General features: G+C 65.5%; 7 protein-coding genes. All 7 read left to right on the forward strand.

Annotated elements, in window-relative coordinates:
• Positions 1 to 134 precede the first annotated feature (134 nt).
• The 7 genes from DLM86_RS21990 (at position 135) to DLM86_RS22020 (ending at position 15,136) form a co-directional block, all read left to right on the forward strand.
• On the forward strand, positions 135 to 1,595 hold the full coding sequence (locus tag DLM86_RS21990; RefSeq protein WP_110842220.1) for a DEAD/DEAH box helicase: 1,461 nt from the start codon (positions 135 to 137) through the stop codon (positions 1,593 to 1,595).
• Positions 1,596 to 1,677: 82 nt separating this feature from the next.
• Positions 1,678 to 2,220, forward strand: coding sequence for a hypothetical protein (locus DLM86_RS21995; RefSeq protein ID WP_110842221.1), 543 nt, complete (start codon positions 1,678 to 1,680; stop codon positions 2,218 to 2,220).
• A gap of 254 nt (positions 2,221 to 2,474) precedes the next feature.
• Complete coding sequence (locus DLM86_RS22000; RefSeq protein WP_158289611.1) at positions 2,475 to 5,819, forward strand: ATP-binding protein; 3,345 nt, start codon at positions 2,475 to 2,477, stop codon at positions 5,817 to 5,819.
• 102 nt (positions 5,820 to 5,921) lie between these two features.
• Positions 5,922 to 6,695: a stalk domain-containing protein gene (locus DLM86_RS22005; protein WP_110842223.1), complete on the forward strand. Its 774-nt coding sequence runs from the start codon at positions 5,922 to 5,924 to the stop codon at positions 6,693 to 6,695.
• A gap of 38 nt (positions 6,696 to 6,733) precedes the next feature.
• The gene (locus DLM86_RS22010) at positions 6,734 to 8,590 is read left to right on the forward strand and encodes an S-layer homology domain-containing protein (protein WP_110842224.1); all 1,857 of its coding nucleotides are present in this window, start codon (positions 6,734 to 6,736) and stop codon (positions 8,588 to 8,590) included.
• Positions 8,591 to 8,622: 32 nt separating this feature from the next.
• Positions 8,623 to 11,310, forward strand: a complete 2,688-nt coding sequence (locus DLM86_RS32510) for a tail fiber protein (protein ID WP_110842225.1) — start codon at positions 8,623 to 8,625, stop codon at positions 11,308 to 11,310.
• A gap of 346 nt (positions 11,311 to 11,656) precedes the next feature.
• Positions 11,657 to 15,136, forward strand: a complete 3,480-nt coding sequence (locus DLM86_RS22020; RefSeq protein WP_110842226.1) for a carbohydrate binding domain-containing protein — start codon at positions 11,657 to 11,659, stop codon at positions 15,134 to 15,136.
• Positions 15,137 to 15,176 lie beyond the last annotated feature (40 nt).

The following is a 15,176-nucleotide window of genomic DNA, read 5'->3' on the forward strand; positions in this document are numbered from 1 at the left end:
CTGCGGCTCGAATCGGAAAGATTCGGGCTGCAGCCTCTTTGTCTTCCGGTCATTTGGGACCGGGCGGAACGTGTGGTATAGTTGAAGGTAATGAAAACCAACGAACCGACTATCGGACAAGAAGGAGCCACTCTATGAATACGACGTTCGAATCGCTCGGGATCGGCCCCGGACTCGCCGAGGCGCTGGCCCGGCACGCCATCTCGGAGCCGTCCCCGATTCAGCGCGAGGCGATACCGGAAGCGCTCGCGGGCCGCGATCTGCTCGCCCAGTCGCAGACGGGTACGGGCAAGACGCTCGCCTACCTGCTGCCGATTCTCGAGCGGATCGATCCCGCCGAGAAGGAGCTGCAGGCGATCGTGCTGGCGCCGACCCGGGAGCTCGGCGTTCAGATCGCCGCCGAGATCGAGAAGTACGGCGGGCCGCTCGGCATTCGCGGCCAGGCGCTGATCGGCGGCGCCGCGATCAGCCGGCAGATCGAGCGGCTGCGGCTGCATCCGCATCTCGTCGTCGGCACGCCGGGACGGGTCGCGGAGCTGCTGAAAATGCGGAAGGTGAAGCTGCACCGCGTCCGGACGATCGTCATCGACGAGGCGGACCAAATGTTCGCGCTTGGCAGCGCCAAGGACGCGGAGACGATCGTCGAAGGCGCGCTGCGCGACCGCCAGCTGCTGTTCTTCTCCGCGACGATGCCGCCCGAGGTGCGGCGCATGGCCGCTCGCTGGATGCGCGAGCCGAAGACGATCGAGATCGATCCCGGCCGGCGGACGGCCGGAGGCATCGAGCATCTCGTCTTCGTCTGCGAGGAGCGCGAGAAGGTCGATACGCTGCGCCGGCTGATCCGGCTGTACGAGCCGAAGTCGGCGCTCGCCTTCGTCAACGATCTGGACGTCATCGCGGAAGTCGCCTCCAAGCTGCAGTTCGCCGGCTTGCCGGCCGAGGCGCTGTACGGCGACGCGCCGAAGCAGGAGCGGACGACGCTGCTGAACCGGTTCCGCACGGGCCGCGTCAAGACGCTGGTCGCGACCGACGTCGCGGCGCGCGGACTCGACGTCCCGGGCTTGACGCACGTCTTCCATCTGCAGCCGGCGATCGACGCCGACCACTACGTGCACCGGGCCGGGCGGACGGGCCGGATGGGGGCGAGCGGCTTCTCGATATCGATCGCGACGGAGCAGGAGATGTTCATCCTGCGCAAGTTCGAGAAGCAGCTCGGCATCGTCATCAGCCGGAAGGCGATGTACAAAGGCGCCGTCGTCGAGCCGGACGAGGCGCGCGGCGCGGGCGGCGGGACCCGGCCGGCGGCGAAAACCGGCGCCGCCGGCAAGGAGCGCGCCCGGACCGCGGCCGCCACCGCCCCGGCGAAGCCGCCCCGCCGGACGGCCGCCGCGGCAACGCCGACTCCGGCGCCGCAGCCGGACGCGCCCCCGCGCGCCGCGGCGAAGCCGCCGGCACCGGAGACGGCGCGGGCGCCGGTGCCCGCGCGCGCCAAGGCGAAGGCGGCCGAGCGCGAGCGCGACCGCAAAAACAAAGGAGCGCCGCGCTGGCTGAAGGAAAAAGCGGAGCGCGGCGGTCCGAAGCCTCAGCAGCCGTGACGCTTCCGGCCGCCGAAGAAGCGAAAGCCTAAAAAAACGCGGTGCCGGCATCCGGCACCGCGTTCGCATGGGAGGGGAGAGCTTGCTTCGCAAAACGATCAAAGCCGCGGCCGTCCTGCTCGTCATCGCCGCGCTGCTCCTGGGCGCGGCCGTCCTGTACGTGCGGCCGGCGGAAACGCTCGATCTCGCTTACGAGCCGGTGTCGGTGTCGCAAAAGCTGCTCGACATCGTCAAAACCCGCAAGCCGGAAGTGCACCTGACCGGCCGGGAGCTGAACGACCTCGTCAAGATGAAGCTGGCCGAGCGGCCGCAGCTGAACGAGCGCGTCACGATCGAAGGCGCGCGGCTCGAGCAGCGGGGTGACCGGTTGACCGCCTACGTCAACTTGAAGACGATCGCCGGCGTTCGCGTCGGGGCGGCGCTCGATTTCGCGCTGGAATGGAAGGCGCCCGAGCTCGTAGTCCGCCATACGGGGACGCGCATTCGCGACTTCACGGTCCCGCCTTCGTGGCTGACGCTGGACCCCGTCGTCGTCCCGATCGACGACAGCGCCGTTCCTCTCGTCAAGGTGAAGGCGATCGCCTTTCTCGACGACGGCGTCCGCATCGATCTCGGCTTGAAGTAGGCGCCGCTTCCTTCTGCTCATTCGAAAAAAGCTGCCGTCGCTGCTGCGACCGGCAGCTTTTTTCGTTTACCGGCTCCTTCGTTGCCGTGATGCCCGCGTTTCGGGACGGGAACATTTTCCGCCGCTCGACTGGGCGTATCGCCCTATAACCCGGGATGCAAATTTGAGGCTTAGAGGGAAGGTTTTGCACGGGGAACTCATATAGAATGAAGAGGAAAGGGAAGGGATCGGAATCGGACTGGGGGATATCGGCTGTGACAAGTTGCCATTTCCAACTATTCGGACGGTTGAACATCGTTCTCGACGGCGTGGAGCGGACGAACGACGTGTCCGGCGGCAAGAGCCGGCTTCTGCTCGCGTATATGGTGCTCGCTTACGGCTCGCCGCAAAGCCGGAAGCGAATCGCCTTCGACTTCTGGCCGGATTCGACCGATAAGCAGGCGCTGTCCAACCTGCGGAAGCTGCTTCACGATTTGCGGGAGAGCGTTCCGCAGATCGACCGGTATATTCGGGTCACCCCCGGGTATTTGGAATGGAACCGGGAGGCGGCGTTCCATTCGGACGTGCGCGAATTCGAGCGTGCGGCGCAGGGGCAGACGCTCTACGAGCTGCGCGAGGCGGAGGCGCTGTACCGCGGGGAGCTGCTGCCGGGATTTTACGAGGAATGGCTCGAGGAGAGGCGCGAATGGCTGGCACGAACGTACAGGAGCGTGCTCGAGAAGCTCGTCGCCCTGCTGGAAAGCCGGCGGGAGTACGCGTCGGCGATCGATTATGCCAACAAGCTGCTCGAACGGGACAAGTGGCGGGAGGAATCGTACCGCACGCTGATGCGGCTGCATGCGCTGAACCGAGACAAGGCGGGCGTCGCGCAGACGTACGGGCGGCTGCGGGACGTATGGGAAACCGAGCTCGGAATCGGACCGGCGGAGGAGAGCGCCCGGCTGTTCGCGACGCTCATGGAGAATGGCGGAGGGGATGACGCCGCCGGGCCAGACCCGGCCCCGTTCGTCGGCCGCAACGGCGAATGGGGCGGCTTGCTCGACGCTTGGAAGCAAGGGGCAAACGGCGGGCACGTCGTCCTGCTGAAAGGGGAGTCGGGGATCGGCAAAACCCGGCTGGCATTGGAATTCAAGGCATGGGTGGAAAGCCAGGGCGGACATACGGCCTCGGCCGGCTGCTTCCCGTCGACGGGAGCGCTGTCCTATACGCCCGTCGTCGCGTGGCTGCGCAGTCTGCCCTTGCCGCCGCAGCTGTGCCCGGTCGCGAGGTCGGAATTGTCCCGGCTGCTGCCGGATTTGCTGGAGCGTTACCCCGACCTGCCGAAGCCGGACCCCGTTCGGGAAAATTGGCAGCTGCAGCGCTGGTTCGAGGCGATCCGGCGAATGCTGCTGGCTTCGCAGCCGATGCTGCTCCTACTCGACGACATCCAATGGACCGACGGGGAGACGCTCCAGCTTCTCTCCTACTTGCTGCGCAGCGACTCCAAGGACGCGCTGCTCGTCCTGGCCACGATGCGGACGGACGAGTCGGCCCAAGATGCCGTCGCGCCGTTCTTCGCCGGGCTGCGGACCGGCCGGAAGCTGACGGAGATCGAGCTGGCGCCGCTCGGGGAGGAGGAGACGAGACGGCTCATGGCGGCGACGGTCGGCGAAGCGTTGGCGGACCGCCACGCCCCCGGATTGTATGCGCAAACCGGCGGCGTTCCGCTCTATATCGTGGAGACGCTGCGGGAATGGCAGGCGGGCGGCGCCCGGAGCGAATGCCGCCCCTCTCCGCTCGCGGCGACGGTCATCGAAAACCGGCTCGGCCGTCTCGAGCCGGACCGGCGGCAGCTCGCGATCGCGATCGCCGCTGTCGGAAGACCCGTGTCGCCGGGCTTCATGGCGGCCGTGACGGGCGCGGACGAGCGCACCGTTCTGGAAGCGATGGAGCAGCTCGCGCAGCGGAAGCTGATCCGGGAAAACGACTGCGGGGACTACGACTATACGCATGCAATCGTCAAAGAGACCGTTTACGCAACGGTTGGCGCAAGCGGCCGCCGTTTCTGCCACCGGCAAATCGCGAACGGTCTGATCGCGTTTCACCAAGATCAGCCGGAAGCCGCGGCGGCGGAAATCGCCTACCATTTCGAGCTGGCGGGCATGAAGGAGGAGGCGATCGCCTGCTACGAAACGGCCGCTGAGGCGGCGGGGAACATTCGCGCCTACGAATCGACGATCGGCTATTACCGGAAGCTGTGCGACTTGCTCCCTTCCGGCCGGCTCCCGCCCGTCCTGATGAAGCTCGGGGATGCTTGGATGATGGCGGGGAACGGGAAGGAAGCGGAGCAAGCTTACCGGCAGTGGTTCGAGCGCTTCGCCGACTCGGTCTCGGCGCGCGAGCGGTCCGTTAGCGACGTTGCGTTGGGCGATTGCCTCCGTCAGCAGGGCCGGTACGAGGAAGCGAGGCTCCATCTGGAACGGGCGCTCCGGCATTTCGAAGCGGCGGGGGATCGATCCGGCCTCGGACTCGTCTATGGCGCGCTCGGCATGCTGGATGCGGATATCGGAGACGACGATCGGGCGATCGAGCGTTTGACGGCGAAAATGCGACTCGCCGACCTCGCCGGCCGGACGCGGGACGATTGCCGGTTCTACGGCGTGGCCGCGGAGCTGCACCATATCCGGTGCCAGTACGGCCGGGCGATGCGGGTCTACAAGGAACAGCTGGGGCTGGCCATGGAGCATCGCGATCAGGAAGCTGCGGGATCCGCTCTGGACGGATTGGCGCTCCTCTATCTCGACATGGATCGGATGGAGCCGGCTTTCGGCCTGATCGCCGAACGAATCGAGCTGAGCCGGTCGGTCCGCGACCGCCGGGGCTTCGCCGCCGCCATGGGAATGCTGGGCAAGTTTTATTGGGCGCAGGGGTTCTGCGCGCAGGCGGAACCCTGCATCGCTTTCTGCCTCGAAGAGGCGGCGGCTCTTCGCGATTGGCGCATGGCCGCCGACATGCTCGTCGCGGAAGGAGGCGTCCGGATAGCGCAGCAGAGGTACGAAGAGGCTGAGCTAACGCTCGAACGGTCGATTCGCATGGCCGTGCGTCTTCGGGCCCGCCGGCTCGAATGCGAGGCGCTCTATTGGATGAGCTTGGCGAAGCAGGGCCGCAACCGTGTCGAAGGCGCGGCGGAGGCCGCCGGGGAAGGACTCGTCATCGCCGAACGTCTGAAAAGCCGCGATAGGCGGGTCCGGCTTCACGTCCGGCTGCTGCTTCTGGAGACGGAGCTCGGACGGATCGATTCCGCCGGGGCGACGGACCGGCTGCAGCGTCTGCTCCGAGCGAATCCCGGGCGGCGGGAGGAGGCGGCGATCCGTTACGCGATGTGGAAGCTGGATCCCGGATCGTCGGAGCGCCGGGCCGCGGCGCTCGCGCTGAACGAAGAGCTTGGCCGGAAGACGGGCAAAACGGAGTATATCGACCGCTGCCGCGAGCTCGGCGGAGCCGTCCGTCCCGCGGCGCCCCGCCCGCTGCCGGCGGCGGCGGCCGAGGCTCTCGAGCACCGGGCGGACCCGCCGCGCGTCCTGGAGGAGATCGATCGCGAATGCGGCTTTTTCGTTTGAAGCGCTTTTGAAGCGCTTCTTTTTTTAGGATGGAACTGAAGCCGCGGCTCGGACGCGCCGCCGGCAAACGTTCTTTTCCCAAAACGAAAGGGTGAATTCGCATTGAAGACGAATCGGAAGAAAAACAAGACGGTCGCGATCGCTTCGCTCGTCGTCGCGTTCCTCGCCACCTCCTTCGGCTCCGCTTATGCGGCCGCTCAACTGGAGCCGATCAACGCTTTTTTCAACCGGGGCGTATCGTTCGTCCTGAACGGCGAGCGCTGGCAGCCCCAAAACGAAGAAGGGCGGCCTCTCGCGGCGATCTACTACGACGGCAACAATTACTTGCCTGTCCGCGCGCTGGCCGAGGCGCTGAACATACCGATCGACTTCGATCCCGCCACCCAACACATTTACATCGGAGCGAAGCGCGCGGTGAAAACGCCGATGTTTGCCGTGCCGATGGAAATCGACCACATCTATGCCGTCCTGACGAGAGACCCGAAGGAAACGAACGTGCACGACCGGCAGTTCGGGGAAGTGTTGAAGATCGACCAATACGGAGACGTCATCCTGACGCTCGACCGCAAGTTCAAGCGGCTCGTCCTCGATGCCGCCGTCGTAAGTCCGGGCGAGCACGAGGCGGAAATTTCGCTGTACAATGCGGGGGATAAAGCGGGCAATACGGCCTCTACGGTACTGGAAATGCACAAGGTCGCTCCGGACGAAGGCATCAAGACGCTCGTCTTCGACGTGGAGGGGCTGGACAAAGTGAAGCTTCACGTGCAAAGCCACCAATTGAATCCTTATATTTACGCCAGAATTCTGGACACGTCGTTCCTCGATAACGGGGATGCGGCGGAGAAGGACGGCTCGAAAGCAACCGGAAGCAAATAAGGGATGCCGGTTCGTAGAAAGGAGACGGACGATTGGGGATGGGCAAGAAGATTTCGATTCTGATCGCCATGCTGCTGTCGCTCCACGTTCTGTGGCCGGCGCAGCCGACGTATGCCGCCAGCATTACCAGGTTTTCCGTTCACGGGGCGGGGTCCTATTTGATCGCCGGGAAAGAATATGTGCCCTTGGCGGAAAGCGACAAGGCGTGGTCGACGGCCGTCCAGCACGTCAAGTACGAATATTCGCCCGACAACGGGGCGACCTGGCGCGATCTTCCGATTGCGATGGACCCGGCGACGGGAATCGGATTTTTCAGGCTGCCGATCGATCCGCAGCTGACGTCGGCACAGCTTCGGGTCAGCGCCTATTTCTCGCCGCTCATCGGATCGAAGAGCTACTCCGAGAAGACGATCGGGCCTTACACCGTTTTGCAGCCGGCCGACCCGACCGATTTCGTAGCGGTGTCGAACGAGGACGGCACGGTCACGCTGAAGTGGACCGACCAATCGAACATGGAGTCGCATTATCGCATTACCCGCCACGGGCCCGACGGGACCAAGACGTTCCGGGTGAACGATACGGCCGGGCATATCGGCCCGCTTCAGTACGCCGACAACGGGACGAACCGGCAGAAGAGCACCATTTACGTCTATTCGTTGACCCCGGTCATCGACGGCTACGACATGCCGGACGAACTGCAGCCCGGGACGGTCAACGTCGTCGCCAAAACGAAGGCGTCGGGACCTGCAATCGGGAACGCCTTCGATCTCGGCCGTCTTCATTCGGATATCGCCCAGCTCCGCATCTCCCCCGACACGCCGGCTTTGAAGCTGGACGACAGTTTGCGCTATCTGGAGTCGTTCCGTCTGACGGCCGCCGATTTGGTAAAGGTGGGCGCGAGCGGGGTGAGGCTGAATCCGAAATCGGTGACCTTGGAAGCGGGAGCGAGCGTGTCTCTGACCGCCGCGGTGACGCCTTCCGACGCCGCGAACAAGAAGGTCGTCTGGACGAGCGACGATCCCCGGATCGCGGAAGTGGACGACACCGGCAAAGTAACGGCCAAATCGCCGGGCACGGCGCAAATCAAGGCGAAGACCGAGGACGGCGGTTTTGCGGACGTATGCCTCGTCACCGTCATCGCGAACGCGGATAAGCCGTATGTGGATCCGAAAATCGTCGCCGTCCCGGTTCAATGGCCGGATCCGAGAGCGATCGACGACATCGTCGGCAAGAGGCGGCATGACCCGGTGCCGGGAGGGGGCGGGCAGTCCGGCGACAGTCCAGGCGAGACCGGAAGCGGCACGGGGACGAAGAGCGACCCGCCCGCTTCGACCGGCTTCCCCGATACCGAGGATCACTGGGGAAGAGCGGAAATCGCAAGCGCGGTGCAGGACGGAATTGTCGACGGATACCCGGACGGCACGTTCCGCCCCAATGCGAACGTGACCCGCGCCGAATTCGCGACCATGCTCATGAAAGGGCTGAAGCCGTCGGCCGAAGGGATGCCGCTGGCGTTCGCGGACAAGGACGCGATCGGAGATTGGGCGGTCCGGCCCGTGGCGCAGGCGGTGCGGCTCGGCATCGTCAGCGGATACGAAGACGGCACGGTTCGGCCGAACGCGAATATTACCCGCGCGGAGATGATCACGATGGTCATGCGCGCCTCGGGTTTGGCGCTTGGAGAGAGACGAGAGACCGGTTATTCCGACGATGCGGACATTCCGGATTGGGCGAGATTGGCCGTCTCCACGGCCCAGGAGACCGGCATTATTATCGTCGGCGGGCTTCCGGAAGACCGATTCGCGCCGCAAACCCCTTCCATCCGGGCGGAAGCCGCGGCGGCCATCGTGCGCATGCTGGAGGTCCGCGGGATGAGCGGAGCGAAAGCGGAGTGAAAGCGGAGTGGACGGAACGGAGGAGGAGTTTGTTGCATCATCGAGTTTTCGGGAAATGGACGCTATGGACGAATTGGCTGCTCGCGGCCGCCATCGGGGCGGCGGTCGCGCTGGGAGGGCTCGCTGCGGCGAAACCGGCCCGAGCGGCGGCGGCCGAACCGATGTACGGGGAAATCAAGCTGCTTCCATATCAGCGCGCGCCCGCAGGGTGGCTGTATTGCGCCGGACAACAGCTGCCCATCGCCCAAAACACCGCGCTGTTCTCCCTGATCGGAACGACATTCGGCGGCGACGGGAAGACGACGTTCGCCGTTCCGGATTTGAGAGGCTACGAGCCGTTGGACGGGTTGGGATATTACATCGCGAACACGGGCGTATTTCCGGGCAGGGAGAACCCGTCCGGCTATACGGCTGCAGGCGAAGCGAGACTGTTTCCGTACAGCTTTTCCCCGGGGGGATGGCTGCCGGCGGACAACCGGGAGCTTTCCGTCGCGGAGAACGCGGCGCTGTTCCAGGTGCTGGGGAACGGATACGGCGGAGACGGCGCGACGACGTTCCGGCTGCCGCGGCTCGATCCCGTTGCGGACGGGATCCATTACTACATCGCGCAGGCGGGGAGCGCTGCGTTTACCGGGCAGGAGCTGCTGGCCGAGCTGGTTTCGTTTCCGCGGAAGGCGAGATTCCCCTCCAAGGGAGGCTTGAAGGCGGACGGGACCCGGCTTCCGATCAACCAGAACCAGGCGCTATTTTCATTGCTGGGCGCTACCTTCGGAGGAAGCGGCAAAACCGACTTCGCCGTTCCCGACTTGAGCAACGATCCGCAGCTGACGTACTTCGTCATGACGATCGGCATTTTCCCGAGACAGGCGGAAGGAACCGTTCCGTCCTCCCGGGCGGACGACTATGAGGCCGTCGGGAACGCCCCGCTCGCGATCGCCGCACCCGGCGTGCTCGCCAACGATTCCGGAGCGCTGTCGGTCGTGCTTGTCGACCGGCCGCAGCACGGTACGGCGACGCTGCAGGCGGACGGCTCCTTCGTGTATGTGCCGGATGCGGGATATGCGGGGGCGGACAGCTTCGCCTACAAAGCCGGCAATTCGCTCGGCAGCGGGGCGAAGACGACCGTCCGCGTGAACGTGCGCGAACCGGAGGCCGTCGACCGAACGCCGCCGGTCGTAACGGGCGTCTCCGACGGCGCGATGTATGCGGACAGCCGGATCATCGTCTTCGACGAAGGAACGGCAACGCTGGACGGCAGTCCGTTCGCAAGCGGGTCGACCGTAAGCTCGGAAGGTGCCCACACGCTGGTCGTCGCGGATGCCGCGGGGAACAGCGTTACGGTGCGATTTGCGATTAGCCCGGAGCGGGATACGCCCCCCGATCCGCGGGATGAACCGAATGGACCGGGTACGCCGGATACGGATACGCCGAATTCTCCCGATGTGCCCGGTACCCCGGCTCCGGCTGATACGCCGGACCCGTTGCCCGAACCGGGGCAGTCCCCCGCTGCGGGCGAGGAGGAACGGAAGGTCAAGCTCGGGAATACGGTCATTGCGGCCGATATCGAGCGGGGCAGGACTCCGGACGGGCGATACGCCACGAAAGCGTCGATCGGCCGCGACGCGCTCGAGCGGGCGCTCGCTTCCGCGGCGAAGCCGGCCGCCGCCTTGGAGGTGACGAGCGGCGATCCGGCGATCGAAGTCGAGCTGTCCGTTCGGGCGATTCAGGATTGGGCGGGGGGACGGACCGATGCGTTCGTGGACATTCGAACTTCCTGGGCGAGCTTCCGGCTTCCCGTCCGGCTGCTGAAGGATGCGCCGAAGGATGCGGTCGTCTCCGTCTCGATGTCTTTGGCGTCGGACCGGGCTGCCGACGAGGCCGACGAGGCGGCGGCGCGGTTGAACGCGAAGACGGTGCCGGACCGCCCGGTCGAATTCGGGCTGCGGCTGAACGGCGCGGTCGTGGAAGACTACGGCGGCGTTTATGTCGAGCGGACGATTGTTTTGCCGGGCGCCGTGAAGCCGGACCGCATCGCGGCGGTATGGATCGGTCCGGACGGCGGATTGCATTTCGCGCCTTCGGTCGTCCCGGACGGCGGCGGCTCGCCGGCCGTGACGATCCGTTCCGCTCACGGCGGCATGTATACGGTCGTCGAAGCGGATACGGCGTTTGCCGATATGCGGAGCCATTGGGCGGAAGCGGACGTGAAGCTGCTGGCGGACAAATTCGTCGTGCATGGAATATCGGTCGACGAGTTCGCCCCGGAGCGCCGAGTTACGCGCGCCGAATTTGCGGCGCTGCTCGTTCGCGCGCTCGGCCTCCGGGAACCGGCTGAGGGTCAACCGTTCTCCGACGTGGCGACGTCGGACTGGTTCGCCGGAGCGGCCGGGGCGGCGCGGAAGGCCGGTCTGGTCGACGGCTACGAGGACGGAACGTTCAGGCCGAACGAATCCGTGACCCGGGAGCAGATGGTCGCCATGATCGCGCGCGCGATGGCGGCCGGCGGCAAACCGGCGGAGGCGAACCGGGAGCGGCTCGCTCCCTTCGCGGATGCCGGCGATGTCGCGGAATGGGCGGTCGGGCCGGCCGCCCAAGCTCTGGAGGCCGGCATAGTCGCCGGCCGGGCGGACGACGCGTTCGTCCCGCGGGAGCTCGCCACCCGCGCGGAAAGCGCGGCGATGCTGAAGCGCATGCTGCGTTACTTGGGCTTTATGAATTAGAAGCGAAAGAGGGAACAGATGATCCGCGGTATGCTCAGCGGGTCGTCCGTTCCCTTTCGTTCGTTCATCCGACCGGAGTCGTCTCCGCCGGTTCGAGCAAATGGCGGATCCCTTTTCGCGCCGCCTCACGGCAACGGATCAAAAATCGGACATCGGTTCAAAAAACGTCCATATCCCGCCGCGCCGCCGCCGTTCTACAATATTGGCACGACGGCCATTGACGTCGGAGGAAGGAGGGGAGCGGAAGCGAGCCGTAGCGGAACCCCGTGAAAACATAGAGTTCGGGGGCCCTCACCGAGAACGCGGGAGCGGAAGAACATTCCATACGCAGAAGGGAGACGGATTAATGGGGAAAAAATCGGTATCGCTGGGACTTGCCCTCATCGTCGCGATGACGTGCCTGCCGCTGTCGCCGGCCCTCGGAGCCGACCGGAGCGTCGACCGGTTCATGGAAGCGGACCAAAGCTTCAACTTCGGCCTGGGCAGCTCCGATTCGCCGAACGGGGGATCTCTCGCCTGGAGCGAATCGTATTTTCTTGACGGGTACATGAATATGTACGAGGCGACCGGGCGGACGGAATGGCTCGATAAAGTCGTCGACCACGGAAACCGGATATTGGCGAACGCCGTCGACCATGACGGCGACGGGTACAAGGGGTGGGCGGAAGCCCGCTATTCGCACAACCAGCTGAAAAACGACACGTTCGCGCTGGTCGGCTCGGCGACCGGCGCGGCCGAGGCCGCGCAAAACGGCTCCTTCGAGACGGACGCCGACGCCGACGGCTTGCCCGACGGCTGGCAGCGCCAAGGCGGCCCGTCGGCGACGTACCGTTCCGTCGCGGCGGGAGACGCCTATGCGGGAAGCGCGGGGCTGATCGTGGAGAGCGACGGGGCGAACGAGAACCGCGCGGTCCAATCGATCGCCTACACGCCCTCCGCCTATTACGTGCTCGAGGTGTTCGCCGGGGTGGAGACGGAGAAGACGCAGGGCATCGTCGATGTTTTCAATACCGCCACGAACGCGGTCGTCGCTTCGGTTCGGGTGCACCACGTCGGGTTCGAGCGGTACTTGCTCAACTTCCGCGCCCCCTCGACCGGCACGCTGCAGGTCCGGCTCGGGCTGCAGGATTACGCGGCCGCGGGCTACAAAGCCCGGTTCGACGCGGTCAGCATCAAGACGCAGGCGGCGGCCGCCCCGGCCGAGCTCGCCCCGAACCGGAGCTTCGAGACGGCGTCGGGCGGAGACGCGACGCTGCCCGCCGGCTGGACGCGGGCGCCCGGGACGACGTCCGCGGACGCGTACGCCTCGACCGGCATCAACAACTATTGGGCCGGCACGAAAGCGTTCGCGATCGCCTCGAACGGAACGTCCAAAACGGCGCAGGCGACGATCGCCTATACGCCTTCGCAGTCGTACGCGCTAAGCTTCTGGGGCCGTGTATCCGACGACCGGTACCGAGGACGGCTCGAAGTGTTCAACGCGACCGACAACGTTTCCCTCGGCACCGTCGATTTCAACAACACCCGTTGGGCGCTCAAGAAGATGAAGTTCACGGCTCCGGCGGCCTCGGGCAAGACGATCGTCGTCCGGCTGCATCAGGCCGACCCGGCCGCGACGTTCGTCTCGTATTTCGACCTGCTGTCCGTAAAGCCGGTCGTTCAGACGGAAGCGGCCGGCTGGGAGCGTGCATCCCCTCTTGCGAACGCGCATATGACGAACGAGCCGGAAGCGAATCCGAACGGGGAGTGGGGACTGGAGCTCGTCCACGACGGAACGTCCGGCTCGCAAATATCGCAATATTTGCTCAATTACCGTCCGTCCAGTACGTACTCGTTTTTCATTACGGGCAAAGTGTCGCCGGGGGCGACGGGAGCGATACGCGCCTATGACGTTACGGCGGGGACGACGCTCGGCGGCACGACGTTCGCGAACAGCGACGTTTTCAAGCAAACGTCGTTCGATTTCGCAACGCCTGCGGCGGCGGGACATCAAATCCGGATGGACGTCTACTTCGCCGGCGGCGGCGCGGGCGACAAGCTGTACAGCTACGACGTGCTGGCCGGGGAGAAGTGGGAGCAGCAGGTGCACGACGCGCTCGTCGGCGGGGCGCTGCTCCGGTTCGCCGCCGCCGTGTACGGCGATTCCGGCCTGCACGCCGGCTACCTGGCGTCGGCCGACACGTTCCGGAATTTCGTCGCGGATCATCTGGTGCATAAGTACGACCCGTATTGGCGGCAAATGACGGGAACGGACGGAAGCGACAACGGCACCGGCGTCTATGTATTCCCGTCGGGCTTCGTCACGGAATGGTTCCCCGGCCGCTCGCTGCCGCCGAACATGTACTTGAGCTACGCCCGCATGCTGTACCTGCTGTACGACGCGACCGACGGCGCCGCCGCCTACGCGGCCGACCGGCCGGTGTACCGGAGCCGCGCCAACGACATGGAGCGCGCGTTCAAGAGCAAGGTCGTCCCGCACCGGCTGAACGCCGCGCTCGGGACGGATGCGTACGAGTGGAAATATTGGGACAAGCTCGGGAGCTGGGACGACGGCCATTACTATACGACCGAGGGCGAGGATTTGTCCCACGCCGGCATAACGGTGATGGGCGCGCTCGAGGCGTACCGCCGCGGTCAAGTGTTCACGGCGTCGGATATGCGGAAGTTCGCGCGGACGTTTACCGACGTCATGTGGAACGGCAGCTTGACCGATCCGGTTCTTTCCTACTACAACTTCCGCGAGCCGATCGCGACGGCGGACAAAGACCGCGCGAACCAGTTCCACCATTGGGTCGATCTGGCCGAGTTCGACCGGACCGTATGGAACGTCGCCGACGCGCTGTGCAAGGAAGAGCTCTGCTCCGCCTACTCGGCGTCCGGGGTGGCGAAATGGAGCGAGAACAAGGCGGTCAACGCCGGCTTCGAGCTCGTCTCGCCGGCGGACGGCACGCTGCCGCTATATTGGTTCCGCTGGCAGTCGACTCCGGCCACCGCATACCGGGACGACACGGCTCCCTACGCGGGAGACGGGTCCGCAACCGTCAAGACGAACGGCTCGACGTGGCAGGTGCTCGAGCAGCCGCTTCCGGGCTACGAGCCGAATACGGCCTATACGGTCACATTCAAGGGCAAGACGAACGGCATCGTCGGCGGGCGCGCCCAAGCGTACGATTATACGACGGGTACCGTGCTCGGCAGCCTGCTGTTCTCCAACACGTCATGGCAGCCGTTGTCGTTTTCGTTTACGACGCCGGCATCGTCGGGGAACAATGTCCGCATCCGGCTGTACCACAGCTCCGCCACGACGCCGAACGGCATCGCCTACTTCGACGACGTCCGGGTATTGCCGCATTTGTTCGACTCCCGCGTCCCGAACGGGAGCTTCGAGACGGCGGACCGGTTCGATCCGTCGCTGCCGCGTTATTGGAAGCGCGGGACGGCGACGGCTGCGGCGGGAGCGGCGCTCGATCCGTCCGCGTTCGTCTCCGGCGGCCGATCGCTGAAGCTGTCGACCGTCGCGGGAGGCGCCGCGCAGGAGCTCGTCTACGACTGGAAAGGGTACAAGCCCGGCGCGGGCTACAAGCTGACCGTGCAGGGCAAAACGAACGGCTCGGCGGCCGGGGGCCGCGTGAAGATCGTCGACACGTCGACGTCGGCGGTGATCGCCGAAACGCCGGTTGCGGCGACGGCCTGGACCGGCTATACCGTCACCTTCACCGCTCCGGCCGCCCACGATCGTACGCTGCGCGTCGTCGTAACGCACGACGATCCGACGGCAAGCGGCGGCGTCCTTTGGATCGACGACTTGGGCATCACGTTCCAGTAAACACCGGCGCAAAAACAAAAAAGCCCCCGAACGCCGATGC

The sequence above is a fragment of the Paenibacillus flagellatus genome (assembly GCF_003217775.1).
Classification (GTDB): Bacteria; Bacillota; Bacilli; order Paenibacillales; family NBRC-103111; genus Paenibacillus_AB; species Paenibacillus_AB flagellatus.